General features: G+C 42.5%; 25 protein-coding genes. 22 read left to right on the plus strand and 3 right to left on the minus strand.

The features are described 5' to 3' along the window. The first annotated feature begins 1 nt into the window (after position 1). From pilN to P6574_RS20730, 20 genes are all read left to right on the plus strand, one after another. Entirely contained in the window at positions 2-1,696 is a 1,695-nt protein-coding gene (gene pilN, locus P6574_RS20635; RefSeq protein ID WP_310622229.1) for a PilN family type IVB pilus formation outer membrane protein, read from the plus strand. Continuing rightward, on the plus strand, positions 1,697-3,037 hold the full coding sequence (gene pilO2 / locus P6574_RS20640) for a type 4b pilus protein PilO2 (protein ID WP_310622230.1): 1,341 nt from the start codon (positions 1,697-1,699) through the stop codon (positions 3,035-3,037). Beyond that, positions 3,009-3,740, plus strand: a complete 732-nt coding sequence (gene pilP, locus P6574_RS20645) for a type IV pilus biogenesis protein PilP (protein ID WP_310622231.1) — start codon at positions 3,009-3,011, stop codon at positions 3,738-3,740. The genes pilO2 and pilP overlap by 29 nt, the downstream gene beginning before the upstream one ends. Before the next feature lie 39 nt (positions 3,741-3,779). Further along, a complete protein-coding gene (locus tag P6574_RS20650) occupies positions 3,780-5,654 on the plus strand; it encodes a GspE/PulE family protein (RefSeq protein WP_310622232.1) in 1,875 nt (624 codons plus the stop codon). 2 nt (positions 5,655-5,656) lie between these two features. Further along, entirely contained in the window at positions 5,657-6,724 is a 1,068-nt protein-coding gene (locus tag P6574_RS20655; RefSeq protein ID WP_310622233.1) for a type II secretion system F family protein, read from the plus strand. Positions 6,725-6,735: 11 nt separating this feature from the next. After that, positions 6,736-7,836, plus strand: a complete 1,101-nt coding sequence (locus P6574_RS20660) for an ATPase, T2SS/T4P/T4SS family (protein WP_310622234.1) — start codon at positions 6,736-6,738, stop codon at positions 7,834-7,836. Between the two features lie 30 nt (positions 7,837-7,866). Continuing rightward, the gene (locus P6574_RS20665; RefSeq protein WP_310622235.1) at positions 7,867-8,367 is read left to right on the plus strand and encodes a hypothetical protein; all 501 of its coding nucleotides are present in this window, start codon (positions 7,867-7,869) and stop codon (positions 8,365-8,367) included. A 9-nt stretch (positions 8,368-8,376) separates the two neighbouring features. After that, entirely contained in the window at positions 8,377-9,837 is a 1,461-nt protein-coding gene (gene pilV / locus P6574_RS20670) for a shufflon system plasmid conjugative transfer pilus tip adhesin PilV (RefSeq protein ID WP_310622236.1), read from the plus strand. A gap of 13 nt (positions 9,838-9,850) precedes the next feature. Beyond that, positions 9,851-10,945, plus strand: coding sequence for a radical SAM/SPASM domain-containing protein (locus P6574_RS20675; protein WP_310622237.1), 1,095 nt, complete (start codon positions 9,851-9,853; stop codon positions 10,943-10,945). 38 nt (positions 10,946-10,983) lie between these two features. Beyond that, positions 10,984-11,784: a hypothetical protein gene (locus tag P6574_RS20680; protein ID WP_310622238.1), complete on the plus strand. Its 801-nt coding sequence runs from the start codon at positions 10,984-10,986 to the stop codon at positions 11,782-11,784. Next, entirely contained in the window at positions 11,777-12,370 is a 594-nt protein-coding gene (locus P6574_RS20685; protein ID WP_310622239.1) for a hypothetical protein, read from the plus strand. The genes P6574_RS20680 and P6574_RS20685 overlap by 8 nt, the downstream gene beginning before the upstream one ends. Before the next feature lie 91 nt (positions 12,371-12,461). Further along, a complete protein-coding gene (locus P6574_RS20690) occupies positions 12,462-13,610 on the plus strand; it encodes a radical SAM protein (protein WP_310622240.1) in 1,149 nt (382 codons plus the stop codon). Continuing rightward, positions 13,610-14,725 carry a radical SAM/SPASM domain-containing protein gene (locus P6574_RS20695; protein WP_310622241.1) on the plus strand — a complete coding sequence of 372 codons (1,116 nt, stop codon included), beginning with the start codon at positions 13,610-13,612 and terminating at the stop codon, positions 14,723-14,725. The genes P6574_RS20690 and P6574_RS20695 overlap by 1 nt, the downstream gene beginning before the upstream one ends. Beyond that, complete coding sequence (locus tag P6574_RS20700; RefSeq protein WP_310622242.1) at positions 14,722-15,813, plus strand: radical SAM protein; 1,092 nt, start codon at positions 14,722-14,724, stop codon at positions 15,811-15,813. Before P6574_RS20695 ends, P6574_RS20700 begins: the two co-directional genes overlap by 4 nt. Continuing rightward, a complete protein-coding gene (locus P6574_RS20705) occupies positions 15,806-16,228 on the plus strand; it encodes a hypothetical protein (protein ID WP_310622243.1) in 423 nt (140 codons plus the stop codon). Before P6574_RS20700 ends, P6574_RS20705 begins: the two co-directional genes overlap by 8 nt. Next, complete coding sequence (locus P6574_RS20710; RefSeq protein WP_310622244.1) at positions 16,170-17,015, plus strand: hypothetical protein; 846 nt, start codon at positions 16,170-16,172, stop codon at positions 17,013-17,015. Before P6574_RS20705 ends, P6574_RS20710 begins: the two co-directional genes overlap by 59 nt. An 11-nt stretch (positions 17,016-17,026) precedes the next feature. Next, positions 17,027-17,323, plus strand: coding sequence for a hypothetical protein (locus tag P6574_RS20715; RefSeq protein ID WP_310622245.1), 297 nt, complete (start codon positions 17,027-17,029; stop codon positions 17,321-17,323). A gap of 97 nt (positions 17,324-17,420) precedes the next feature. After that, complete coding sequence (locus P6574_RS20720) at positions 17,421-18,437, plus strand: SPASM domain-containing protein (protein WP_310622246.1); 1,017 nt, start codon at positions 17,421-17,423, stop codon at positions 18,435-18,437. 62 nt (positions 18,438-18,499) lie between these two features. After that, positions 18,500-19,213 (plus strand): hypothetical protein, encoded by a 714-nt coding sequence (locus P6574_RS20725; RefSeq protein ID WP_310622247.1) that lies wholly within the window; start codon positions 18,500-18,502, stop codon positions 19,211-19,213. A 366-nt stretch (positions 19,214-19,579) separates the two neighbouring features. Continuing rightward, positions 19,580-20,830, plus strand: a complete 1,251-nt coding sequence (locus P6574_RS20730) for an IS256 family transposase (protein WP_310622248.1) — start codon at positions 19,580-19,582, stop codon at positions 20,828-20,830. Positions 20,831-21,011: 181 nt separating this feature from the next. Here P6574_RS20730 and P6574_RS20735 read toward each other — a convergent pair whose 3' ends face one another. Continuing rightward, positions 21,012-22,106, minus strand: coding sequence for a hypothetical protein (locus P6574_RS20735; protein WP_310622249.1), 1,095 nt, complete (start codon positions 22,104-22,106; stop codon positions 21,012-21,014). A 13-nt stretch (positions 22,107-22,119) separates the two neighbouring features. Further along, positions 22,120-22,506, minus strand: a complete 387-nt coding sequence (locus tag P6574_RS20740; protein ID WP_310622250.1) for a hypothetical protein — start codon at positions 22,504-22,506, stop codon at positions 22,120-22,122. 128 nt (positions 22,507-22,634) lie between these two features. Here P6574_RS20740 and P6574_RS20745 point away from each other — a divergent pair, with 128 nt between their 5' ends. Beyond that, on the plus strand, positions 22,635-23,336 hold the full coding sequence (locus P6574_RS20745; protein WP_310622251.1) for a DotI/IcmL/TraM family protein: 702 nt from the start codon (positions 22,635-22,637) through the stop codon (positions 23,334-23,336). 33 nt (positions 23,337-23,369) lie between these two features. On the opposite strand, the gene P6574_RS20750 is transcribed toward P6574_RS20745, so the two are convergent. Beyond that, positions 23,370-24,425, minus strand: coding sequence for a hypothetical protein (locus tag P6574_RS20750; protein WP_310622252.1), 1,056 nt, complete (start codon positions 24,423-24,425; stop codon positions 23,370-23,372). Positions 24,426-24,793: 368 nt separating this feature from the next. On the opposite strand from P6574_RS20750, the gene P6574_RS20755 reads away from it, so the two are divergent. Then, positions 24,794-25,219 carry a hypothetical protein gene (locus tag P6574_RS20755; RefSeq protein WP_310622253.1) on the plus strand — a complete coding sequence of 142 codons (426 nt, stop codon included), beginning with the start codon at positions 24,794-24,796 and terminating at the stop codon, positions 25,217-25,219. The last annotated feature ends 9 nt before the right edge of the window (positions 25,220-25,228 follow it).

Consider the following 25,228-nt stretch of genomic DNA (forward strand, 5'->3'; position numbering starts at 1 on the left):
CATGACTCAGAGAAATCTTATTGCACTACTGTTTTGCTTACTGTTAGTTGGCTGCAATACATCAATGTATGAACGCGCACATAAGAAAACCCAAGATAATATAAGTGAGAGTTCCAAGTTACTTGATGTAGCGGCTGCGCCCATGAAAGCCACAGATATTTCATGGATCCAGAAAGTGGCGGGTGTATATATTGGCAGTGATGGAGTTCGAAATGAGAGAGGCACCCCTCTTCCTGCACGATATGAGCGAGAATCTGGAATATTTATTTCCCGCGAAGACCCGTTCACACTCCGCGAGATTGCAACTTTTATCACTCAGCATACTCAGATCCCAGTTATACTGGCCACTGCCGATAAATCTGCTTTTGGCGGTGCTTCGTCGCCTATAGATACCAATGCGACAAGTGAAATGCCATCTGGACCAGTTCCGCAAGGTTTCCCGATGGATACTGGACTTGCTGCTTTGACTAACCCAACATCAGTGATGGGAAGTTCTGGTAAGAGTGATGATGAAATGCAAACTGTTCAATTAAACTACAAGGGCGCATTGAGTGGTCTGTTAAACATTGTCTCTGCGAACTACAATCTCTCATGGCGTTATGATGGTGAAACTGTTGTTTTTGATAGTGTATTGACCAGAACCTATGACATTCCTGCACTTCCAAGTGTTGCCTCTATGCAGTTTGATCTTGCGTCTAACTCACAAACCTCTGCAGATTCTGGAGGCGTGACATCTGGCCAGTCAGCTGGGACCAAATCTACGAGTGATGTTTGGACTGAGTTGGACAAGGGACTGGCTAGTATTATCCCAGAAAATAGTGGACAGAGTTTTTCCGTTAGTATGGCAACTGGAGTTGTAACTGTTACAGCTGATCCAAACACGCAAAAGCGAGTGGCATCGTATCTAAAGATCATAAATGATCGATTGTCACAACAAGTTGCTCTGTCAGTGAAAGTTTATACTGTATCTGTAACCGACACAGATGATTTTGATATTGATATTGGAGCTGTTGTTGAGGCAGCCGGGAAATATGGATTAGCTATTGGTAACGCAGGAACAACAACTTCGGTACCAAGTGTTGCTGGAGCTGGTGGTAGCGGCTTAGGTTGGGCGATCTTAAACCCAAACAACCGCACGAATGGCTCTAACCTTCTTCTCAAAGCTTTGTCTTCAAAAGGTGATGTATCAGTAGTAACCACCGCAAGTGTGACAACACTTAACGGCATTCCCGTACCACTGCAAGTTGGCGAGCAACGGGATTATGTACGATCAGTACAAGTAACAACTACAGAAGAAGGCACGGAGTCATCAATTGAGCCAGGTACAGTGTCAGCTGGCTTTAATTTACAGTTGTTACCACGGGTAGATCGTTCTGGAGATTTATTGCTACAATACGGTATTACAATTAGTGAGTTGACTGGTGCAAATGACGGATTTGATACATTTGAATCAAATGGCACTAGTGTGCAACTTCGCAGACTTAATCAACGTAACTTGGTACAGCATGCCAAGATCCCCAATGGATCCACACTCGTCCTGGCAGGTTTTGAGCAAGTTAGCGCAGCTGGAAAAATGTCAGGTACAGGTAGCCCTCGTTTCCAGTTATTGGGTGGATCACGCGCATCATCTTTAAAAAAAGAAATTGTTGTTATTTCGATTACCCCTACCCTACTAGACATTAGGCGGAGGGGCTAAATGTCGGGAAACGATGAGATACTTTCGGCCCTTTCCGAAACAGAGCCTAGTTTAAGTGGTGAGGGCGTAAATAATACAGCAACGAACTTCTCTAGGGTTACTGTTGGTAAAAAAGAGTATGCAGTAGGCCTTGTTTGGGATCGCCCTAGTGAGAAAGGTAACATCGGCTCTTATGCGCGTAAAAAGGCAAGAGAGCCGGGGGTGCAAGCTCATTTTTACGTTATCTTAAAAGGTTACGTACGCCAATATGGGCTGGGTTTTAACCAGCTCGGGCATAAGGTTGGTATGCCGGCACTTGCCGGCTGTATGGCCTCGGCACAGGTTGGCACATGGGTTGGTGCATTTAAGGTAGATTCTGGATACTACATCATTGCATGTGAAAATGGTGAAGTTCTAAATGATGATACTGTTGATCAGATATTTAGTGACTATGATGAAGTGCAAACGGTCTTTGCAGACCTTCTGGAGTCCCGTGAATGGGACGAAGTGTTTGCACCTAAATCATTTCATATAGATGGTACAAAGCCTACTTCGATTGAAGCGCTTTTACCAAAGAAAACCAATGTAGTTTTGCAAGAGGTAAATCAAAGCAAGCTTTTACTCAAGCTTGGTTTGATATTTGCTACTACGATTACGTGCGCCATTGGATCATTCTATTATTTTGATGCAGCAGAAAAAGCCCGGATTGCTCGTGCGATTGAAACAAAGGTTGAAAATGCAACTGATAACTTTGCTGTAAAGCAGGAGCCTGAACCCATTCCTCCTATGCCATGGGAGGATCAACCACGTGGTTATGCTGTTCTACAGTCTTGTGTAAAGGAAATCTCTTCATTCCCGGCTATTTTGGCAGGATGGAAAGTGCAGGGGTTTCTCTGTAAAAGTGGGTATATTGCAGCGCGTATAGACCGTGTAGGTAAGCTAGAACTTGATGGTGGTCCGTTTAAGTGGGTCCAGCACCAACTGATAACTGATACCTTTAAACCGTCTATCTATCCTGATCCTGTGGGAAGTGGACAGAGAGTGTCTGTACAGTGGGATTTGAAGAACCTACCTAGGACAACTCTAGATATTGAGAGTGCTAAAATTTCCGTCATAAAGGGTGCTTTGTTGTCCTATTTTGAAAGTAGGCATATACCTATTTTCTTTGAAAGTGTGACGGGTGATAAGTATTCTCGCCAGGTTTCATTCTCATTCAAAACTAACCTCATACCAACAAAGTTTAATGAGGTATTTCGATTGCTGCCAGGCCTGATTTTTGAGGAAATTGATTACAACATGATCAGTGGAGACTGGACAATAAATGGAAAAGCATATGAAAAGATCCCTCAAGCGACTAGCTAGATTTGCTGCGGCCGTAGTTATACCTCTCACGACTTTACATGCGGCTTATGCGCAGGAGAAGAATACAAACTTCAACGCTGAAGGCTTCGATCTCATCAGTAATCAAGGTCAAGATGCTGACGCTGATGATCCTGGTGTATCCGTTGTATTACCAGATGGGGCGAGTTTGGATGATTCAGCTGAACGATTGCTAGAAATGGCCCGAACTGCAGAGGAAGCACTTGAAAACCTGATGGGTGGATCATTGCCCTCTGAGGAGAGCCTTACAGTCGATGAACTCAATTCAAAGAAGCATAAAATACTCTTGATGCGGCAGAAGGTTGAAGAGGCAAAGCTTGCTAAGGAGCTTTGGGTATTAGTAAATGGCAAAGATCAACTCAATGAGAAAGTAGTTGAATTAGAAAGGGAAAATGCTGCCTTACAAGAACAACTTCGTGAAATCCGTTCCAAAGCCCCCAGAGCTGTTAAACAAGATAAGAGCTTGCCTGTTGTATATGGCATTAGTGGTGTAGGTAGAAAAATACAAGCAACTCTATTGGTTCCTTACCATGGCAAGGTTACTGTAAATGTTGGGACGATTTTGCCAAATGGAATGAGAGTACACAAAATAGGTGAAAATGGAATTGTAGTAACGGATAGTGATACCATGATAACCTTACCATCAGGTACCAGCGTTCCTTTGACAAGGCCCTATGGCTCTTAATTTGTTCATTTGATCATCCTAGTATAGGAAGGATACGGTGTGGGTCTTAATGACGCGATACGTTCTGTATTTAAAAAGAGCAGCGCTAATGCCAATAATATTGTGCCTTCTAACCATAGAAAAAAAAATGGCAATCCGTTACCCTTAAAGAATGAAACTTTGGGGCGGAAGAAAATAGCACACTCAGCCGCCACAGGTAAGAAAAGCGTACCTAGCAAGATAAATAGAGCCAGAGTAGAGGCCGCTCCCCTCTCTGAACCTAATTTGCCTCAGATAAGATCACCACATGCCTCAGCAATTAGTAAATTTCATACACCAAGGGATGATCAGCTCTTAATTATTAGGAACTATACTGGACCCGTTCACACTTTAAAGGGTGGTATTGCTGAAGTTAATGGGAACCTTTGTAATGCCATTTGTATTATTGGGAAACCTAAAGATAATCTTATTGTCCTTCTCGATAAGAAACGCTCCAAGGATGAAGACGTTCTCTTACAAATTGTGACACTAACACGTAAGAGAATTCGTTGGTTCAAGGCTTTTCTCGTTGAAGAACACATTATTCGCACTCTAAATGATCGTAGTATACGTTTGGGTGAAGAGGATAATGCCAATGAAGGTGTAGAGCGTCAGAGAGAGTTTCTTGAGATTATTGATACGGCATTCAGGAATGGCGCTACAGATGTTCACTTTGAAGTAAAGAACCTCCAAACTCGTATTGAAGGGCGTATTGATGGGCACATAATTCCTTTGCGGGAATTACCCGCGGCTGATGGGAAGCTTTTACTTGGTGCGGCATTCAACATGGCAGATGAGGCAGACGCAAACTATACCCCTAGCACTCCTCAGGGAGCACGTATCAGTGCTACTGGTAGCGATGTATCATTGCCCAATAATATTCAAGCCTTACGACTACAGTTTAATCCTCAATCTCCAGATGGGTTTAATTTGTCCGTGCGGATTTTGCCGATGCGTAAGGATAGTAGTAATGACATAGTCCATTTAGGATTTGATGCGTATCATATGAAAGACATTTCTATAATGCGAAAGCATCCTGAAGGGGCAGTAATTATTGCAGGGCCAACTGGATCTGGTAAATCCACTACTCTAAAGAACACTCTCGGTAAAATTATGGAGGAACAGCCGGGGAAACGAACACTAACCATTGAAGACCCTCCAGAATATGAAATACCAAGAGCTGTTCAGATACCGGTAACGAATGCTGATACGTCTTCTAAGAGACGTGAGGCTTTTAACAAAGCTATTGGATCAGCGCTACGTTCGGATCCAGACATTATCATGATTGGTGAAATTCGTGATAAAGAATCAGGAACCTTAGCTATGGAAGCAGCTAACACTGGTCACAGTGTATGGAGCTCGCTTCACGCAAATGATGCATTCACGATCTTGATAAGATTGAGAGAAATGCAGATTAGTCCAAGTTATATTTATGAGGCAGGTATTGTTCGAGGGCTTATCGGGCAACGTTTGGCACCCGTACTAGATACAACGAAAACAATCAACCTGAAGGTGGCTGTTCAAAAGGGCTACGTTAGTGAGAGCACTTACGAAACAATTGTAAGTTTGGTAGGTGACTATGCAAGGTATATTAATGTAGCTGATTGTGCTGGTAATGGAAAAAATATACTTAAATATTATAAAGGGCGGACAGTTATCTCCGAAACGGTAGTAACAGATCAGCAATTTCTTGATTTAGCTAGGGATAACCAGAGATCTAAAGCCATTACATATTGGAAAGACTATCTAAATGGGATTTCAATGATTGAGCATGGGGTTTTAAAGATGTGTAGGGGTATTTTGGATCCACGTGATGTGGAGTCAAAAATTGGTTTGCTTCAGCAGGTAGAAAAGGAAAGAATTCAAGAGATTTTGAAAGATAAATTGGAGCAATAACAATGAATAATATTGAACTAAAGTTTATTCAGCTCCAATTTAAACTTTCAAAAGGTAAGCAAAATGATCTATTGATGCAAATTCTCCAGTTTTTGGATGCTGGCATGACTATAACCAAGGCATTAGATAATATATATCTTTGTGAAAGTTTTGATGGTAAAAAACCCAAAGCTATAGGTGCAGTTGCTGCAAAAGAATGGTCTCGTGTAATTAAAAATGGCTTAGGGTTAGGAGAAGCGCTGGCGGGGTGGATCCCTGAAAGTAACCGTGTAATCATTAGTGCTGGAGACGCTGCGGGAAACCCTCCAAAAGCAATAAAAAGTTACCTAAGAGTTAGTGCTGCGGGTTCTAAAATTTCAAGTGCTTTATGGGGATCTCTAGGTTATCCTATTTTTCTGTTTTCATTTGCTATTCTGTTTTTGATATACACGTCAAAGAAAATCATACCGACATTCTCTGATATGCTACCGATAGAACAGTGGCCAAGTGTACCACATAGTCTGGCAACAGTATCTGGTTTTCTTGATAATAATATTATATCAGGCATAATACTATTAGTTCTATTGGTATTTGCTATCATTTGGAGCTTACCGCGCTGGACTGGTCGTGTACGACAATATGTCGATTATATACCACCATATTCACTATATCGTATTATTGTTGGTTCTGGATTTTTGATGTCGTTTTCAAGCATGATGTCAACGGGTATGCCAGCACCAAAGATCTTGCCAACTTTACTTAGGACAGCTTCTCCATGGTATGCAGAAAGACTGCAGCAAATAAAATATCAAAACGATAACGGCAATAATATTGGCAAATCTTTGTATAAAAGTGGTTATGTATTCCCCACAATGCGCGCCGTTATGAACTTGCGAGCATACTCGGAACTTAAGAATTTCGATAGGATTGTTGAAGAGTTGGCTGATCAATGGCTAGACGAAAACATATCGACCTTTGCGAAAGTTGCAAAGATACTTAGTATTCTAGCCCTATCCAGTTTTGCTATGATTGTGCTTTGGATTTTCTTAAGTATGCAGATCCTAACGACGCACTTGAGTTCGTCTATGTAAGAGCCATATTAATGTCAAATGATTTAATGAATGCCCGATTAGACGACACCAAGGACTTAGAAGATGCGCTGAGCAGTACAGTCGTACAAAGGTTATCAACCCTACCATTTACGGATATTTATTTTTCCGCGAATGGGAAGGTTATGATAAAGGGATTTGACTATAAAGATAATAACCTGAACGGATTACCTGCCAGTGTCCTCATGGAGTTGGATCAACTAGGCAAACTAATCCTACGCAAAGCGGCACGACAGGATGAATTTTTTCTTGACTTTGGTGGTATTCGTTATCGGATAGCAGCTCTCAGTACAGTGCAAGGACAATTGTATGTTGCCAGAAGAGCAATGGCCAATGTCCCGAATATTCAGGATCTGAATATATTTACCCCGACTAGAGGGCGTAGATTAGCTGCGATCGGCCATAGTGGTGGCCTAATTCTCATTGCTGGTCGAACCGGGAACGGTAAAACAACAACAGCATATTCCTTATTGAAATATTACTTAAGCACGTTGGGTAATACTGGCATTACGATAGAAGACCCTGTCGAAATGACTTTAAGTGGTCCAGTGGGTAAGCGTGGAGGTTACTGTTTCCAGACAGAGTTGAAATCAGGGCAGTCATATTCTGATGCGTTAAAAGTTGTTTTGCGTGCACACCCTCGCTTCATTCTGCTGGGTGAGATGCGCGAAGCTGAGGATGCATATGCGGCACTACGGGCAGCAATTTCAGGGCACTTGGTAATTTCAACTATCCACGCAGGTAATGTCCAGGAGGCTATTGAGGCGATGATCGTTCTTGCTGCCTCAAAAGGGATGAGTGAAACATTTGCAAGCAGTCAATTGTCTACAGGTTTAGTTGCAGTAATACATCAAAGAATGATGCATAGCAGAAGCGGCAAGTTTCAAAAAGTTAACGTAGAAACTTTGTTTATTGACAAAAATGATGCGGGAATACGAAATTTGATCAAAAAAGGGGACATCCCGAAATTGGGCACGTATATTGCCGCCCAGGCAAGTGAAATGAAAATTGAGGATGGGGGCGGAAGCGCTAAAAGACTTGAGTCTATTACAGCTTCAAGCAAACGACTTCTAAAAAAACGAGTACATGAATAGAGTTGGATCGAGATGCAAGCAATTTATAGTATGAGTGTAATGCTGCTCCTGATTGCAACGGTCAGCTTCTTGTCTCGTGAAGTCCAGCCTTCCAAGGTGATTGATAGCCGAGGTGTAGCCCATCATATGGCTGTTTACCATACTGTTGCTGCGAAGCATTGTGCAAATACCAGCTGTGTAAACGGTGTTGTTAATGTACCTTCATATCTGCCTGATAATTTGAGCAATTCTTACTACTCAGATGGTAAGACATTCGAAAGCATTTTCGACACTTCATCCAGTTCTGTGGTTACATATGCTGTTAGGGAACCTATTGGAAAGGCATCCATATCATTTGAAGTATTAACGGCCGGGCTTTTATCAATTTTTGAGGGGCACTCTTTAAGTGTAGGGTACTATGATGCAAGCCTTAGTAGAATAATTAGTAGAATTCCAACAGCCGCTCCCTCTAGTTCTCAGGTAACCCTTCCTAGTCCCTTCGGTGGCAAAATACTGCCAAATGGAACCCCAACTATACTTACACGCATTTAGGAGGCTGGCATGACATCTCATACTATCCATACAAAAAGGCAGCTTCATTTAAGAAGGATAAGGGGTGCTACCCTTATTGAGAGTTTGCTTGCTGTAGGCATAATTGCAGTTATGATGACAACATTCGTCAGAATGACAAATGAAACGATGATCAAAGTAAGAGCCAAAGCACTGGCAGATCAGATAATTGATATTCGGGTAGCCGCTACAGAGTATATAAAAGCAAATAAAACATCTCTTCAGTCAACCGCCCCTTCAGCACCCTTAGTAAAAGTTGTTTCTGTAGGACGCACATCTGCAACAGCAACAATACCAAGCACTTCCTTACAGGGTATGGGCTTCCTTCCTGACAGCTACATTAACAAAAACGGATTTAATCAAAAATATGCTCTCTTGATCCAAAAAAATAGTTCTGGTGGACTTAATGCGCTAATAACATCATATGACGGCCTTACAATTTCGGATGATCTCCTAGGATTTATTACCACCTTCGTTGGAGCCAGCGGGGGACATATGCTGTCAAATCCTTTAAGTGGTACTTCAGGCTACATCACTGGCTTTCAAGGTGGCTGGCAAGACAAAGCAACCAACTGGGGTACAACTGGTGTCAAGCCAAGTAAGGGACATTTCATGTCAACTCTGGCATTCACCGATGAGGGACTTCTTACTGACTATCTTTATCGCAATGATATAGGAATTCCAGAAGCAAACAGGATGAACACGTCTATAGATATGAATGGACACTCCCTTGAAAATGTTAGCAAAATTACAGGTAATACGGATCTTGAAGTCGGCAACAATCTGAAAGTCGTCCTTGATGTTTGGTCTGGTCAGGATGTGCTAGCCAGCAGAGATGTACATGCAAATAGAGATGTATATGCAAATAGACATATAGTTGCTAAGTCAAATGTCGTAGCTGAAGAGCACTTGAAAGCTAGATTGAACCTTTATGTTGATGGTAATAGCTACTTGTCTGGAGACGTGACAGCTGAACAAAATCTTGGAGTAGCAAACACAGCTACCATTAAAACCACCAAAACCGAAGATTTACAGGCTGATAAAATGGATATGGACTCGGTTGTTTATAGTACAGGCCGAGGGATTTCTGCTGGTGATAATATTAAATTATCAGACCTGCTGCCACGGATGGTTGCTCAATATTCCTATCAGCGGCTGTCAACGCAAACTAGCACCCAACGATTGGTGTATAAACCGCAATGCGGTGGAGATCCAAGCCGCGCTAGAATTTTTATAAATAGAAAACAAAACTCCAATAGAGCCCGATATCTTAATGGTCTACGTTATAGTAGAGGCACTATCATTGATGACGATTCATATGTGGATGTATATGATGATGTGTATGCGGTTAGTGTTGATAGTAATTTCTGGCGGGTGGAGTTCCGTGGTCAGGAAGATATGCCCGGAACTGCAAAGGCTGTTATTGCCCGCACATATTGTTTTTATGGCTGAGGGCTTTGAGTAGATGCCGGTTGTTTACCTAAAACCTACCAATAGATGCACCATTGGGTGTTCTCATTGTTTTTTGCCTGAGTCCGTTAGGATGAGCAAAGAAAAAATGAGCGAAAAAACACTACACAAAGTAGGTTACTTCCTAAGTGAGGCTCAAAAATATGGCGATAAGCGAACCCCTCATATTATATGGCACGGGGGCGAGCCGTTATCCTTATCTGCAAATTACTTGTCTGGCGCTGTAGAGATATTGAAACAATATCTGCCAAAATTTACCCAGTCGATACAAACATCCTTGATACCATTGAAAGATGAGCATATCCCGTTTATCAAAAAAAACCTTAGATCAAGGATAGGAAGCTCCATTGACTTTGGTCCCAGAAAGTTAAATGGATCCGTTTCAACTTACCATGATATATGGCTCAAGAAGGTTGAAAAAGCGCGCTCTGCTGATATTGAAGTTATCCCGACTATGGTCGCATGTAAGCACCACATAGGCCATGAACTTCAAATATTAGATTGGATGGTTTCCCATCATTTTAAGATATTCTCTGTAGAAAGATACAATAACTTTTCTGACAATACTATATCGGTTGATCGGCCTTCAAACAAAGAGCACGCTCAGTTTTTGAATAATCTGTTTGATGCCCTAATGGAGCGGATGAGGAAGACAGGATCTTCTCCCTTGGTTGGAGCTATCAAGGCCGCAATATATGGTATTATTTACGGCCTACAAGGAGACCGATGGGGCGGTGGTTGCCAGACCAGTTTCATTGTGATTGAACCTGATGGTAGCTTGAATAGTTGTCCAGATCGCAGTTCCTTTGAAGAAGCATTCAGTAATGTTACTGATGGTTATACCGCCTTTATAGGCTCATCACTTCGCCGAAAATGGACAAGGTATCAGACTTTTGGTCACCGGAATAGCAATTGTTCAACCTGTGAAAATAGCTCGTTCTGTAAATCAGGATGCCCAATAACATCAAATAATCTTCTCGATGAAGGTAATGAATGTTCGGGGTACTATTCGCACCTGAAGTTTATACGAGGGTGGCTAGAGGTACCGGGGAATAAGGAGCTTGCATTGACCTACTGCGCTCAGGCTTGAACAACTGGTTTCAGTAACCATTATTGAAAGTTTTCCATATGATTACACTATCAAAACTTGTCGCAGATGAAGGGGGAAAGCCAACAGGCATCCCAGAAGGTATAGTCGCCATCGGATCTAGCAAGAAAGTACATGCTATCTGGGGCCTACAGCTCAATTGCAATGATAACTTGAGTACACTAAATCACTATATTTCTAGCTCGCCATATAATATCAAAGAGGTCAGTATATCTATCGAGTTGAATGATGGAAGCCTTTGTGAAGATTGGCTGGATGTAGTCATTTATTTGGTCAGCACAGGGATAAATGTCATTGTAGAAATCAATCCACACCAGCTTCTTCAGGTCAGGGATTTTTCCAGTTTATTAGATGACCTTGAGCACTTAGATGTGAGTGTAAGCCTCTTTCCGTCATATAAAAGTAACCTGAAGGAGCGGGAGGATTTCTACAATGACTTAGAGATACTTACTTTGCGATACATGCAACACACACATAGCACAAGGCAGATATATCCAATTGGATCATTCTTACGTGGAATAGTTCAAGAGCATCTAACTGGCAACTTACACCCTCCTCTCGCACGGGGGCCCAAATATGTTACACATCGGATGCGGTTTTTTTTAAGCGAAGCAGATGAGCAGAGAATTCTGGAACGTATTAAACCAATCCTTGTAGGGGGTGCTGGAAACTTGCGCTCTACAATCAATCTATCATTAAATGCCCTCCATAGGGATATAAAAGAAAAGCTCAACAATACAAAAAGTAAAAAAAATTTAAATAACCTTCTAAAAAAACAAGTAAAGTATAAACTTAAAGAAGAGTATAGAAAAGATGCATAAGCCCCCTCCGTCAATTTCAATTCTATCTACTGCTGTACTCATTCAGATATTTGCAGGTATCGCAGATGCTGCCCATTATCAAGATGGTATACTTGAGGTTGAATACCCATCTGGGTCAAAAGAGAATGGAATATACTTGGCAAGTCCGGAATACACACTATTACAGAATATGATCAATAACGTTCATATTAAAAATGCCATTGAGCCTGCATTATTAAGTATTATCAATAATATTGGTGTAAATGGTAAAAGCCTTGCTGATGAATACTTGCCACAGATTTCGGATTTATATGCACAATACAGTGGTGATGGATCAGATGACTTTACAATGCCAAGCCCGTCCGATCAAATGGATATTGGTTGTCATGCTGCATGCTATAGTAACTGTCATGCACCAGATGATGATGAAATAGGATCTGGCGAAGACGAAGAGGTTGATCCAGATGATCCTAATTTAGATGATGATGACGAAGATGATCCAGATGATCCTAATTTAGATGATGATGACGAAGATGATCCAGATAATCCTAATTTAGATACTGGTGATTCTGGAGACCCAAATTTAGATGATACTTCTAGTCCATAAAGCAAAGCTGCCTGATATGGATAAATGCTTGACCTTTGCTCTAGGTATTGTAAAAAATTAGCACAAATCTAATCTAATATAGGATAAAAAAATGGGCATTAATGTTGTTATAATTAAGCCAACTAAGTTTTGTAATGCCCAATGTACATACTGCTCTGCCCCTCCGGAAGCAAATGGGGCCCCTAAATGGTCTCAGGACCGATTTCGAAGGTACTTTGATAAGCTGGCTCCCCACTTAAACGAGAAAGCCCTACTATTGTTTCATGGTGGTGAACCTATGTTAATGGGGCCTGACTTTTATTGGAAAGCTTGGGAATATGTGAGGATCACGCATCCAAATTTACATTTTTCGATGCAAACGAACATTCTAGGATATGAAAGCTCTAGGTGGAAAGACCTTCTTAAAGGGCCGTTTAAAAGTTCGGTTTCAACCAGTTATGATCCTGATGGGATTAATCGTACTTATAAGGGATCCGGTGAGCTTTACGGGCGAATTTTTTGGAAGCGTCTTGATAGTATGCTTGCTGATGGTTTTCATCCTAAGGTGATCGGAACATACACAAATGACACTATAGCTACATCTCATGAAATGTATGATACTGCAAAGTCCTATGACAATCAGACATTTGATATCCGCGTTAACTACCGGTACCCGGCTGGGCGAGACCATGGTAGTGGGGAGATGCTATCACCTGATTTATATGGGAAAGTCTTGATTGAGTTATATGATCGCTGGATAGCAGATATGCCCAGTTTTGATGTGACACCTGTCGATGAGATGTTTAAAGCAGTTGTTGGCTTAGAGACAGCGCGTTGCCCATGGACAAGAACTTGTGGTGGACGTTTTCTTGGTGTTGAGCCAAATGGAGATGTCTATAATTGTTCCGAATTTGCCGATCTAGGGGACACTGACTACTGTTTTGGTAACCTTGAGACGGATTCTGTCGATCAGATGCTCATGAGTGGTCCTGCTAAACTTATGCGCTTACGACGAATAAAACTTCCTGTCGATTGTACTACCTGTTCACACTTTAAGGAATGTGGAGGAGGTTGTATGCGTGACGCAGTTTTGTATGGACGAGGCCTTGGGGGGAAATTTTATTACTGTTGGAGCTGGAAGCAGGTGTTTGCTCACATAAAGAATTCCATCCTGGATGGGAGGGCTGATGCTATGATTGGACGGTACCAACTTAGTCCAGCAACAGTCAAAAGTCGTGTAGGAATGGATTGGGCGGTATAATGCTTACAATATACCTAAAACCGACCAATAGGTGTACGGTAGGCTGTAGTCATTGTTATTTGCCAGAAAGCATTAGGCAGAGTAAACATGTGATGACGGAACGGAAGCTCCACGAAGTTGGGAAATTCCTGGCCCAAATGCATGAGAAAATGAATTCAAGACCTATTCATATCCTATGGCATGGTGGTGAACCCCTTACACTTAGACCAGATTACTTTTTGAAGGCAACTAGGATACTTGGAGAGTATATTCCCAAGTTTACCCAATCTATTCAAACATCTCTAATACCCTTACGCTCCGACCACCTGCCGGTGATTAAAGAGTTATTTGATAATCAAATTGGAACATCGGTTGATTTTGGTTCACGTAAACTAAAGGGCTCAGTGAACACATATATAGAGTTGTGGCTCAAAAAGGTTCAGCTAGCACGTTCGTCTGGAATTGGAATAACTCCGATTATGGTTCCGACATGTTCTGATATTAATAGAACGCATCAGATCGTTGACTTTATGGAAGAAAATAATTTTTCGCGTTTTAGCATAGAGCGTTACAATGACTATGGGCAACATATTGGATCCTGTGATCGTCCCAATAATCGTCAACATGCTGAATTTCTAAACGACCTGTTTGATAGTGTAATGGTCAAGATGAGGAAGGCTGGTAAGGCTCCAGCAGTTAACGTTACACGTGCAGCACTTGCAGGTATGCTTCACGGGGTTAATGGAGATCGCTGGGGAGGAGATTGCCAAACAAGCTTTGTTGTTATTGAGCCTGATGGTGGGTTAAACAGTTGCCCAGATCGAAGTTCATTTGAACCTCCATTTAGTAATGTATCTGATGGTTACATGACATTTGTTGGTTCTTCCCTTCGGCGGAAATGGATACGCTATCATAATGTTGGCCACAACAATGCCCATTGCTCACAGTGTAGCTATAGTGAGTTTTGTAAGTCTGGATGTCCTATTACCCCAAATGTACCAGAGAATGATGGCTATGAGTGTTCAGGATACCATTCACATCTCCGGCATGTGAGCTCATGGTTGTTAGAAAGCGCTGATAATAAAAAACTTGCCATTCAATATCTAACACAAATTCGAGAGGGTATTGATGCATGAGTGCAGAAAGTATATTTGCCCCGAAGTTTGATCACTTAGTTTATATACGAGTATTTGAAGGATGCAATCTTCACTGTTTGCATTGCTTTATACCCTCGAACCCAAAGAGGATGACGTTTGTCCAAATTGAGGAAGCTGGTGAACATATAAATAGATTAGCTAAGTCTGGACAAAAGGTTCTCATTCAATGGCATGGCGGAGAACCGACCCTACTAGGTGTAGAATATTTAAGTAAATCTATTGACATATTGAGCAAGACTGTCAGGGCTGATGTGGAGTTGCTACATGGTATCCAAACGAACCTCATGACATATAATCGCGACTGGTCCCAATTATACCATACTCATTTTAATTCTAGTATTGGTGTTTCTTGGGACCCAGTTATTAGGTTACTGCCGGGAGCTAAGTTAGAGTCTAATGTCCAGTATGAGGCTCGGTTTTGGAACAACTGGGACCGCATGCTATCTGATGGTATAAAACCATATCTTGTTATGACCGCAACAAGACAGTTTTTTGATTCATACCCTAACCCAATCCATTTATTGAACGAGTTGTCACAAAGAGGTGTTAAACATGGCCACATCGAGCGACTAACTCAAACAGGGTATGCTGATAAAAACTGGGACTACATTGGCGTCGACAATTTATACTATTCGAAAAAAATGGCTTCACTGCTTACTGCTTATTTGGCTTGGAATAAAGATCGGTCGCAAGGGGACAAATTATATTTGAGCCCGTTTGATGGATTGTTGGCATCCGTTGATACACTTAAGGATCAAAATAAGGTCGGGTATGGTTGTTGGTCAGGAAAATGCGATAGTAGGTTCCATACAATTGATGCTGAAGGTTACAAATTTGGCTGTACTGCATTAACCTCCGGGCCTGAAGGCGGATCCTCACTAAGTCCTAAAGTACTAGAATCAAGGCGATTTGAAAGGCGAGCTGCTCTTTGTCATTCTTGTGAATATAGGGTAATTTGCTCTTCTGGTTGCCTCGCATTATCCTATGTCGATGATTCTGGTGAATGCTCGGGCAGTAAGACACTTTTCAATAGGGCTGAAATGTTATTAAGGATAAGAAATGGATAAGAATGTTAAGGTGAAAAGCGCAGTTATCTCCGCATCGATGTTAATGGCGATTACCCACGGTATTGCTGAAGCAGCGGTACATTCGGATGATCTTTTGTCCTCTAAGTTATCATCTTTAGATAAATTATCATCTGAGGATATCGCTCTGCGTGAACAACTTGCACCGTTGATTGATCAGAGAAAAGTAAGGATCACAATGTCCTCACTCTTCTTTACACTTGTCAATAGGTTAGGAGAAGAAGATGAGAGTCTGGCTCAAAAGTATCTCCCAGAATTATCTAAGATCTACGCTGCCAACCAGCAAGGGTCAGCCGATGATTTTACAGGAACAGCCCCGCCAATGGTAGATGCATGTCATGGAGCTTGCTATAGCAATTGCCATAGTGCCTGCCATGGTTCAAGGGGCTGGCGATAACCAGGGTATCGATATGATTAATTTGAGCACATTGGAAAACCATAAGATAATTGATACACCTTTTGTGTGTATTGATAGGAATAATAATAAATATGGCGTCTGGTCCGTAAATATTGATACTGGTGACCCCATTCAGCTTCTTGATAATTTAAGATCGCAAGACGACCATCGTTTAGGTGAAATTGGTATAATTCTGCAGTTGGAAGATGGAGACTTCCCTGATGATTGGTTAGATGCGGTTATCTATATGTCACAACATGACATAAATACCATTGTTGAAGTACCCAGTGAGTTGCTGCTAGAAGATTATCAATATTCCATGATTTTGGACACTCTGTCTAATCTGGATGTTAGCATATCTTTTCTACCGCCGGACAGCACAACTGATGATGAAGCTTTTCAGGCATATTTACAGAGGATTGTTAAGCTTTGCGAGCTATACACAGAACGGAAACAATTCTCATGTGAACTTATTCCGATTACTAGCTATCTTGAATATTTGCCAATTGAAATTCTATTGGGCGATCGGTCAGATACATACAAGCCAAAAAACCCATATGTCTTAAATGCATACCACAATGTGCTTCCAGTACACCTCTCAGACGAGCTGAAAGCAACTATGAAGCCACTGTTATTTGATATAGGTGGCAATCTGAATAAAGTTGTTCATCATACAGTTAATATCATAACCGAAGCCCTTATCGCAGACTTAAAAGAACAGGCTGAACAGCCAGAGGTTATAGATAATCTAAAACAAATCATTTCGAACATTGATGCAACAAAATAGAGCTGTATATTATGCTGCCACTACTGAAATTCTTTTTTAAAAAGAATAGCTTGCTTCGAGAAAGTAGGAAAAACTCATCTGATAAGGGTGAAAAAGGGATAGCCAAACTAAGTTCAATTGCACCAAAGCACGGTGTAAACCATATTTATCAAGATGATCACATTGGCGATAATCATAATGAGTTGGATTCTGTCCTAATGGCGCATCAAGACAGTGGGATAGGACGAGAAAGCACAGTACAGTTACCCAAGCTAAAAAATCGATATATGACAGATAGTCATATTAAAAATATAAATGCCGGGGCTTAGGACAATAGGACACCTTACATTACATGTACGCTTAACTCACTCCTGCCAAGCCAGTTGTAGTTACTGTTCTTCATGGCGCAAGCAGAAAACCAAGCGTATGTCTGCTAATGAGTATGAGAAAGCATTAACTTTTCTTCAAAAGTCAGTGTTTCCTAAACTTGGATTTGATACTGGTTATAGTGTAGTCAGTATCCAGTATGTAGGGGGGGAAATTATGATGGTCCCTCCCAAAGAACTAGAGAAAATCGTACATATTGGTAGACGCACTTTATTGAAGTCCTTTCATCAGGTGCTCGACGGCGCCCAATCGAACCTCTTAGGTTCGCCTCAACGTATTAAGTTCCTAGATACCCTGTTTAATGGCAGACTGGGGACTTCTGTTGATCATTTAGGTAGTAAGAGAACACTTGCTGGCTCTGCAAGCCATTACCGGAATGTATTTAACAGTTCACAGCAAATACTTAAGCGTAGACGTGGAAAGTTACCTGGTGCGGTTTTCGTTGTTGACAGTAGTTCGTTGGCACATGTGCCAACTGAAATTAATTATGCAAATGAAAAAAAATACTCACTAGTTCTACGGCCTGTTTTCCAAGGAAGGAGCCAGATCGATTCCGTAGATGTGGGGGGATTATCCAATGTTATGGGCGATGCATTCAATGAGTGGATTTTGCACTCAAAAGTGAATGTGGAACCGTTTTCTCTCCTCTTAGCAAGGCGCCTTAAGATCGCCAATGGAGGAAGTGTATGCCCATTCCAAAGTAATTGTTCAAAAGTATCCATCTCATTGGAGCCAGACGGCAGTCTGTACACTTGTTTAGATATGGCTGACTCAGGACAAATGCCATGGGGGAATGCGATATCTGGTACGTTTGATGAAGATGTATGGGATCGTTTAGACGCCAGGCCTAGTATGCTTGATAACAAATGTAAGGCATGTCCATACTTACAGTCTTGTCAAGGCGGGTGTATGAGTGAAGCCATACATGCAACAGGAAGCCCGTATGGAAGAACGAACTTATGCACTGTTTGGGAAAAGCTATTCTACCAAATGGATAAATCAATTGAGATATACGGTCCTGATAAAATAACTAAGTGGCTGGAAAGTCTAATATGATCGGGCCATACAAGACGGCATTCTTATCAAATGAGCGATTTAACTCATTGTGTGAGTCTTCTATGGACAGATATGCTCTATTTTTAGAGCACATATTGAACATAAAAGAAAATGAACTGATTAAACACTACTATGAATTTGATTATATTATACAATTTGGTAACCCGTTAATCGGATGTCTCGTTGCACTCTCAATACAACAGAGGGAGCCGGATGCTTCTGTTGGTATAGTTCCTGTTGCAACGAATGACCCCTGGCCTTATGATCTAGTAAATAGCCAGACATTTTTGAGTCAACTAACCATGCCGCATTGTAACCGCGATGTTGTTGACATTCAGAGCTTATGCGGTTGGCTGGCACGTAAATTTAATAAAAATGTCTGGCTATTCAATTATTCATCGGTGTCACTTCAAACAACTTTAAGCGCACACGAATTGCCACTCTTAGTGAGCCCTATTAGTCATTCTTTAGATATTAATCCATTTGTGATAAAGGCATGGCATGAAGTTTTTCGAAGCCTCGATGAGGGTAGTGTATTGGATCTGGATGTTAATCGAAGTTCCGGTATTTTCACTAAGCAGCTTGTTCTTACTAGCTTTATGTCAAACTTTAAAAATACGCTGACAACACCCTCTCCTAATGGAGATGCTGTCATATGGGAGAGCTCTAAAATTCGACCCTTTGGAACAGCAAGTATTCTTCCCCCAAAGGGTACGTTTCTATTGCAGCATTATGTGAATGAGTTGATGTCCCTTTATAGCAAGCTAAGGTTATAGTTTGGTGTGTCTCGGGATACAAGGAAGCCCACCGTTATTTGTTTGGGTTTGTAAATAGATTAAGCTCTCACGGTGAACCGTCTTCTGGTGGTTGATGATTGTTATACCCTCGGCTGAATTGCGATCCTGTGGCCACAGCCGGTCTCAGGACCGTCATTGAGTCCGAACCGGCCCTGTTTCAGCTGCTTCGTGATAACCTTGGCCCCTTTTGTCTCCAAAAGGGCTAGACACGCCTGCCGTTCACTTGCCAACCTGCTTCTCGGAGCTATAACTGAATCTGGTGTATGGGGCTTTTGATATAGCAGCGTATCGGGTTGAATGTTTGATGACCAAATCAACGTTTCAACCAGTAGGAGATACGCCACCATGGATAAGGATAATGTTCTTGATCTTCCCCGTCAAAGAGCTGGTTTTGATGATCCACTGACACAATTGCTGCGTGAAGGAGCGAGGGAGTTGTTGCAGAAAGCTATTGAAGCCGAACTTCAGTCTGTTCTTGGCAGTTACCAAGGTGAACTTGAAGAGAGTGGTAAAGCTCGAATTGTGCGTAATGGCTACCATCCTGAGCGCGAAATCCAGACCGGGATTGGCCCCGTTTCAGTGAAGGTACCCAAGGTTCGCGCACGCTCCGGCAAAGCTGTGACATTCCATTCAGCCCTTGTACCTCCTTATGTGCGCAAGGCTAGAAGTCAGGAAGCCGCCTTACCGTGGCTTTACCTGAAAGGGATTTCAAGCGGTGAGATGGAAGAGGCCTTGAGGGTTCTGGTTGGTCCCGAGGCGCGTGGTCTTTCTGCCAGTACCGTCGCCAAGCTGAAGAGAGAATGGAAGGGCGAGTATGAACACTGGCGTCAGTCTCGTCTGGATCAGGACGAATGGGTCTATATCTGGGCGGACGGCATTTACAGCGGCCTACGGGCAGAAGATATCAAACTGTGCACCCTTGTTGTGATTGGTGTTAATGCGCTGGGACACAAGAAGTTTCTTGCTATCGAGGACGGTGTGCGCGAAAGCACGCAGAGCTGGCGGGAGGTGCTGTTAAAGTTGAAAGAGCGTGGCATGAACGCGCCCAAACTGGCAACCGGTGACGGGGCTATGGGGTTCTGGCTCGCCCTTGACCAAGTCTACAGCACGACCCGCCATCAACGCTGCTGGGTGCATAAGGCAAACAATATCGTGGGCTACCTGCCCAAGTCTGTGCAGGACAAGGCAAGGGTTGCCCTAAAGGATATTTGGATGGCGCCGACGAAGGCAGAGGCTGAAACGGCTTTTGATCTGTTTGTTGAACAGTTTGAGGGTAAGTATCCCAAGGCCGTAGAATGCCTTCTCAAGGACCAACACGACCTCCTCACGTTCTATGATTTTCCGCAGATGCATTGGCAGTCCATCCGCACCTCTAACCCCATTGAATCCACATTCGCTACTATAAGACACCGCACCAAACGCGCTAAGGGGTGCCTGAGCCGCGATGGTATGCTGCAGATGATGTTCAAACTCGCGCAATGCGCACAGACAAGATGGCGAAAACTACGCGGCTTTGCCGATCTTGGCAAACTCATCACAGGCATCGACTTCAAAGATGGAATTGAACAACAACAACCCGATCAGAAAGCTGCTTAAGCAAATGCTCATACACCAGAATTGACTATATCTCTGCTTCTCGAAGCAAAGCAGCTATCTGGCGATAGACGTAGCGATCATATTGGCGGGCCAGTTCAATCATAAACGTGGACCACTTCATTGTGGGAGACTCAAAGTGTCATCCGAGGCCGTTCACGCTTAAGGAACCCAAGTTTTAGAATTACTCACAAAGTCCTGCTTGCGAAGCACCATTGCCGTATAAGGAATTTAGCACAAGACAAGAAGTAACCTTCAGGTTCGTTAGAGCGATCCCGGCAATAACAAAGACGATTGCCATGGAATAAGTTCCCACCTGACGTCCATGTTTGGAGACTGCGTGCGCCATAGTAAGACCACGGGCAAATGTAACAACGCCAAATCCCGCTGCGATCCACAAAGAGTATTTAACAAGTTCCTTGTACTTGAATAAAGCCTCGAACTCTCCGTTGCCTGTTCCCCCGTTATAGGACAAAAATTTACTCTCTTGAACAAGGCCACTTGTTCCAACCGGTCCTGAAATGTTTCCTAAAAAGGTTGTGGTCAAAACCTCCATCAAGAACGGCGAATTCATCATGAGTATTGCAATTAATCCTTGCGTGATGAGCCCGCTAGTGGGTTGGCGTGTTTCTTTGACACCGGCAAGGCCAATTACTGCGCTTGCAAACAGTAAAAAACCGACAAAAAAGAGAAGTGCAAAGACAACAACAATGAGTATGGGAATGATGTTTGTGGCAATGTTTTGCGCCATACAAGTGGCAGGTGCCATTGTGATTTGTTTATCTTTTGCTTGCGCAAAGCAGTTTAGGGTTTCGGCTACTGTATGGTCACCAGTTACTCGAAATAATTCCAGAAAGTTCTTATCAGGATTCTCACCCTCAGAAAAATCCAAGTGCGATCCGACAAGTGTATCACCACCCTGAGCATAGTCGAAAAGCGATATCATTCCCATTCCGGCGGCATCTGGAAGGGCGATGAGGACGGCACCAGCTGTAATGTAGCTTAAAGCAACGCCTACACCTCCACCGCGCTCCCCCCCTGCAAGTTTTAGAAATCCTTTAAAGATGAACATCAGTCCAACTAAGCCAGCAATGATCACCACAAGGATAAAAAACGGTGTCCAACTGTCTTCGAGTGCCCGTTTTAAAACTGCCCCGACCGTATCTATAGTACTAGGTTTGGTGGACGGTGATGAACCGGGATCAGTGCGCGCAAAAACCGTTTCCGGTAGACATAAAAGGATACCAAACAATAAGAGAGGAACGCGCTGGTTAACCATCGATCAGATTGCCTTAAAACTTAGTGTCACTGTCAAACTCGGCACTACCCAGTCCGAGGCTTTCTGTGAGCATCCCGGTTGTTGCGGGGGCGACCATCATTGCAGCTCCAATGAGGCATAACGCTAGAGCGGTGCCGTAACCTGCGTCCCGTCCTTGTGAATTTGCCGCCTTATAGAATTTTATGAACCCGATCAGGAGAATGAAAACACCAGCAGCGAAGATTAATGCAACTCCGAGTTTTTTAATGTTATCCATTTGACCTGAAATAGTTCCAGCCGCGCCACCGAATGTTAGTTTATCAGTAGTAGTGCCATTATCTGCGAGCGCTTGTGTGGCACTTAAGACTGTAACGGAAACAGCGGCGAGACCTTGATAATATAGGTTGTGAACCTTGTTCATCATTTTTTCGTCCTCATTGGTCTGTAAATTTCTCTGTATCAGAGGAATAAGGGTAATTTTGTTGCTCTCTAGTGAGAGTTAAAATATACTATAAAGATAATTAAAGGTAAATAATAGGATAAAGTGAATTGAAAGATCTGGCTCATCCCCAAAATGGACGAAAAAGCAAGGAAACGCCTCGCCGCTATCCAATTTATTCGCCTGAGGTTATGAGCGAGATAATCCTATTGGGGAGGCAATACGGCTATGTTCGCAATACCTATCTGGCTAGACTTGCCATTGCGCTTCTAGTTATCGTCACCGCACTTGTTATTGGGATCTTCATAATATGGGAGAAGCCCGCCAGATACAGGTATATCTTGACGACTGAAAAGGGTGTGGTCATGGAGCTTCCTCCGTTGGATGCCCCTAATCATACAAATGAGTATGTTGTAAAATGGACCATCGATGCGATCACCAACCTCCATAGCTATGACTTTGTGAACTATCGCCAACAAATGGCCGTTTCACGGAAAAAACTTACACCAAATGGCTGGAGCAGCTTTGAAGAGGCCTTAAAGCCTAGTGGCCAGTTCAATACTATTTTCCAGCTTGGTTTTGTGGCTATGGCTGCCCCAAATGGGCCAGGCCAGGTGGTCGCAACGGGTAATTATCGTGGTAGGTATGCATGGAAAGTGAAGTTCCCGATCATTCTAACCTACCAATCTCCCCGTGACGATGGTCCCCCAAAGATCATAACTCAAAAACGAGTGGCGACCGTAACAGTCATTCGGATGCCAGAGTATTTGCATGACAGTGGTTTGGCCGTCATCGGTCATGTCATTCAGTAAGTCTTGCTCGCCAATATTATTCTTTTAACATCCTTAGAAGAGTACGCCTGTTGCATCCGGTGCTGTTGATCTTGTACTCAAGGGCGGTGTACTCACGCGAAATTTCTGCCATATATTGGCCATTGGGCTCTTATAGCGACTACCTTTGACAAACTTAATGGAAAAAGTATGCCGGTTGCCATTTTGCGATGCATCGAGTTCCAACTTCGTGTGGCCGTCCATGAAGGTATGGTTACCAGTTAGCAACCTATTCCCTAGATACTCACCTCCTTCGTGGTACTTGGCCAGCTTTGCATTATATGAGCGCGTGGCAGTTTTTATTACGTTGTTGAGGTTTTCACCATGAGCAACAAATTTCAGACCCGTCACAACCCATGGGGCCGTAAAGATGACCTTTTTAGGGAGCTTGGAACAATATGGTATGGCTGCAGGACAGTCATCCATTTCCATACCACCCATTTGAGTAAGTTTAGTCAATCCGTATAAGCGCAGCCCTGGACGTTTCCCAGTACTGCTAAGGGCCAGATGATTGGCATTAGGCTCAAGTCTCATGGTTAAGACAAAATCCGCACCAAACAGGCTCACGGGTTTCAATCGCACATGCACGGGAAGCCAGAGAGCAAGCTGTCTATGCTTTTTATGATGCTCTTCCAGTGCGAAATATACCCCATCCCTTGTTTCATGGCTTGCCAGCTGGATGACGGAGTTTTGCACTCTGGCCAATTTGCGATCATTGTTGGTCGATATCTTTTGCTCATTTGTCATTATTGTGGCTTGGACTAGTGAATGTACCATTTTATAGTCAAAATCAAATCGTGAGAAGTTGAAATCCCACGACTTTGACGCATCAGTTGTCGGAAAATAGAAATTTAGACGAACATCACCGGGTATTGTTCGAAGTTTACAAACTGCAGTTAAAAACTCCTCTTCCAACTGGATTTGTAATGGCCATTTAATCCCACCAGATTTTACTGGTTGGTTAACGCCTGGTAACTGGCAGGGTGTAGTGGGAGAAGCATTTGCAAAATGCCAGGTAGGTAGCAGGGAAAGAAAGACAAAAAATAATCCAAGAACGACCTGACCGACCATAATACTACTTGATCCTTATTCAATCCTAATTTAGGGATAACAATTAGATCATATATTAGGAAAAATAAACCTATAGGTAAAGTATGGAACCTTTATACCGCTCTCAGGATGTATATGCTGTTTTCGACAGGTTTATGCGCCTACTGCTTTTACCTATTAAGGCTCTAAACCTGGTTGTTGAAACGCTGTTATCATTACTCATTTTAGGCCTTGTTGCTGGTGGATTTGCGCTCTGGTACGGGATAATTCCGGATAGGGTTGTCATGGATGTAATAATGGCAATCGGGGAACGAATATTTGAACTAATTGATATGTTTTCGGTTCTTTAAGGCCTATAAAGGAAACAGCATAGATTAAGGTAAAATAGTTTGAGCAATAAATCTAACAAAGATAAATCTGCAGATAAACTAATTGGGGATGTTGCCGGTGGTCCTATTTCTTTCAAACTGGTTGGTGCAGCTCAATTCTCAGAAACTGCAATACTTGCTCCAACGCGTGAGCGAGTTTACATTGCCATAGCCAATATACTGACAGTTTCCAATATTCTTTCTGATGTATTGATTGAATTGAAAATTGTTTATGGCAATGATCAAACTACAAAGAATGAATATATATACTGTGACATTCTTAAAACATACTTTGATAGCCCATCAACTAAATTAATTGATGATGTTTTGTTTCCGGAAGAGCAATATATTCTGGATAAGGTATCATCTTTGGATAAAGATAGTGTCACCCCAGTTTTGTTTAGAAATTTGGCAGACCTTGTTAATAGGATAAATATCGATAGCTAGTGGTAATTT

This window comes from Pseudovibrio sp. M1P-2-3 (assembly GCF_031501865.1).
GTDB classification, from domain to species: domain Bacteria; phylum Pseudomonadota; class Alphaproteobacteria; order Rhizobiales; family Stappiaceae; genus Pseudovibrio; species Pseudovibrio corallicola.

Excerpts from the sequence above, each read along its gene's own strand:
- P6574_RS20680 (WP_310622238.1), top strand. The coding sequence starts at position 10,984 with ATGATTACACTATCAAAACTTGTCGCAGATGAAGGGGGAAAGCCAACA.
- P6574_RS20695 (WP_310622241.1), top strand. The coding sequence starts at position 13,610 with ATGCTTACAATATACCTAAAACCGACCAATAGGTGTACGGTAGGCTGT.
- P6574_RS20675 (WP_310622237.1), top strand. The coding sequence starts at position 9,851 with ATGCCGGTTGTTTACCTAAAACCTACCAATAGATGCACCATTGGGTGT.
- P6574_RS20685 (WP_310622239.1), top strand. The coding sequence starts at position 11,777 with ATGCATAAGCCCCCTCCGTCAATTTCAATTCTATCTACTGCTGTACTC.
- P6574_RS20705 (WP_310622243.1), top strand. The coding sequence starts at position 15,806 with ATGGATAAGAATGTTAAGGTGAAAAGCGCAGTTATCTCCGCATCGATG.
- pilV (WP_310622236.1), top strand. The coding sequence starts at position 8,377 with ATGACATCTCATACTATCCATACAAAAAGGCAGCTTCATTTAAGAAGG.
- P6574_RS20730 (WP_310622248.1), top strand. The coding sequence starts at position 19,580 with ATGGATAAGGATAATGTTCTTGATCTTCCCCGTCAAAGAGCTGGTTTT.
- pilO2 (WP_310622230.1), top strand. The coding sequence starts at position 1,697 with ATGTCGGGAAACGATGAGATACTTTCGGCCCTTTCCGAAACAGAGCCT.
- P6574_RS20700 (WP_310622242.1), top strand. The coding sequence starts at position 14,722 with ATGAGTGCAGAAAGTATATTTGCCCCGAAGTTTGATCACTTAGTTTAT.
- P6574_RS20720 (WP_310622246.1), top strand. The coding sequence starts at position 17,421 with ATGTCTGCTAATGAGTATGAGAAAGCATTAACTTTTCTTCAAAAGTCA.
- P6574_RS20665 (WP_310622235.1), top strand. The coding sequence starts at position 7,867 with ATGAGTGTAATGCTGCTCCTGATTGCAACGGTCAGCTTCTTGTCTCGT.
- P6574_RS20655 (WP_310622233.1), top strand. The coding sequence starts at position 5,657 with ATGAATAATATTGAACTAAAGTTTATTCAGCTCCAATTTAAACTTTCA.
- P6574_RS20740 (WP_310622250.1), bottom strand. The coding sequence starts at position 22,506 with ATGAACAAGGTTCACAACCTATATTATCAAGGTCTCGCCGCTGTTTCC.
- P6574_RS20725 (WP_310622247.1), top strand. The coding sequence starts at position 18,500 with ATGGACAGATATGCTCTATTTTTAGAGCACATATTGAACATAAAAGAA.
- P6574_RS20690 (WP_310622240.1), top strand. The coding sequence starts at position 12,462 with ATGGGCATTAATGTTGTTATAATTAAGCCAACTAAGTTTTGTAATGCC.
- P6574_RS20715 (WP_310622245.1), top strand. The coding sequence starts at position 17,027 with ATGCTGCCACTACTGAAATTCTTTTTTAAAAAGAATAGCTTGCTTCGA.
- P6574_RS20735 (WP_310622249.1), bottom strand. The coding sequence starts at position 22,106 with ATGGTTAACCAGCGCGTTCCTCTCTTATTGTTTGGTATCCTTTTATGT.
- pilN (WP_310622229.1), top strand. The coding sequence starts at position 2 with ATGACTCAGAGAAATCTTATTGCACTACTGTTTTGCTTACTGTTAGTT.
- pilP (WP_310622231.1), top strand. The coding sequence starts at position 3,009 with ATGAAAAGATCCCTCAAGCGACTAGCTAGATTTGCTGCGGCCGTAGTT.
- P6574_RS20750 (WP_310622252.1), bottom strand. The coding sequence starts at position 24,425 with ATGGTCGGTCAGGTCGTTCTTGGATTATTTTTTGTCTTTCTTTCCCTG.
- P6574_RS20660 (WP_310622234.1), top strand. The coding sequence starts at position 6,736 with ATGTCAAATGATTTAATGAATGCCCGATTAGACGACACCAAGGACTTA.
- P6574_RS20710 (WP_310622244.1), top strand. The coding sequence starts at position 16,170 with ATGGAGCTTGCTATAGCAATTGCCATAGTGCCTGCCATGGTTCAAGGG.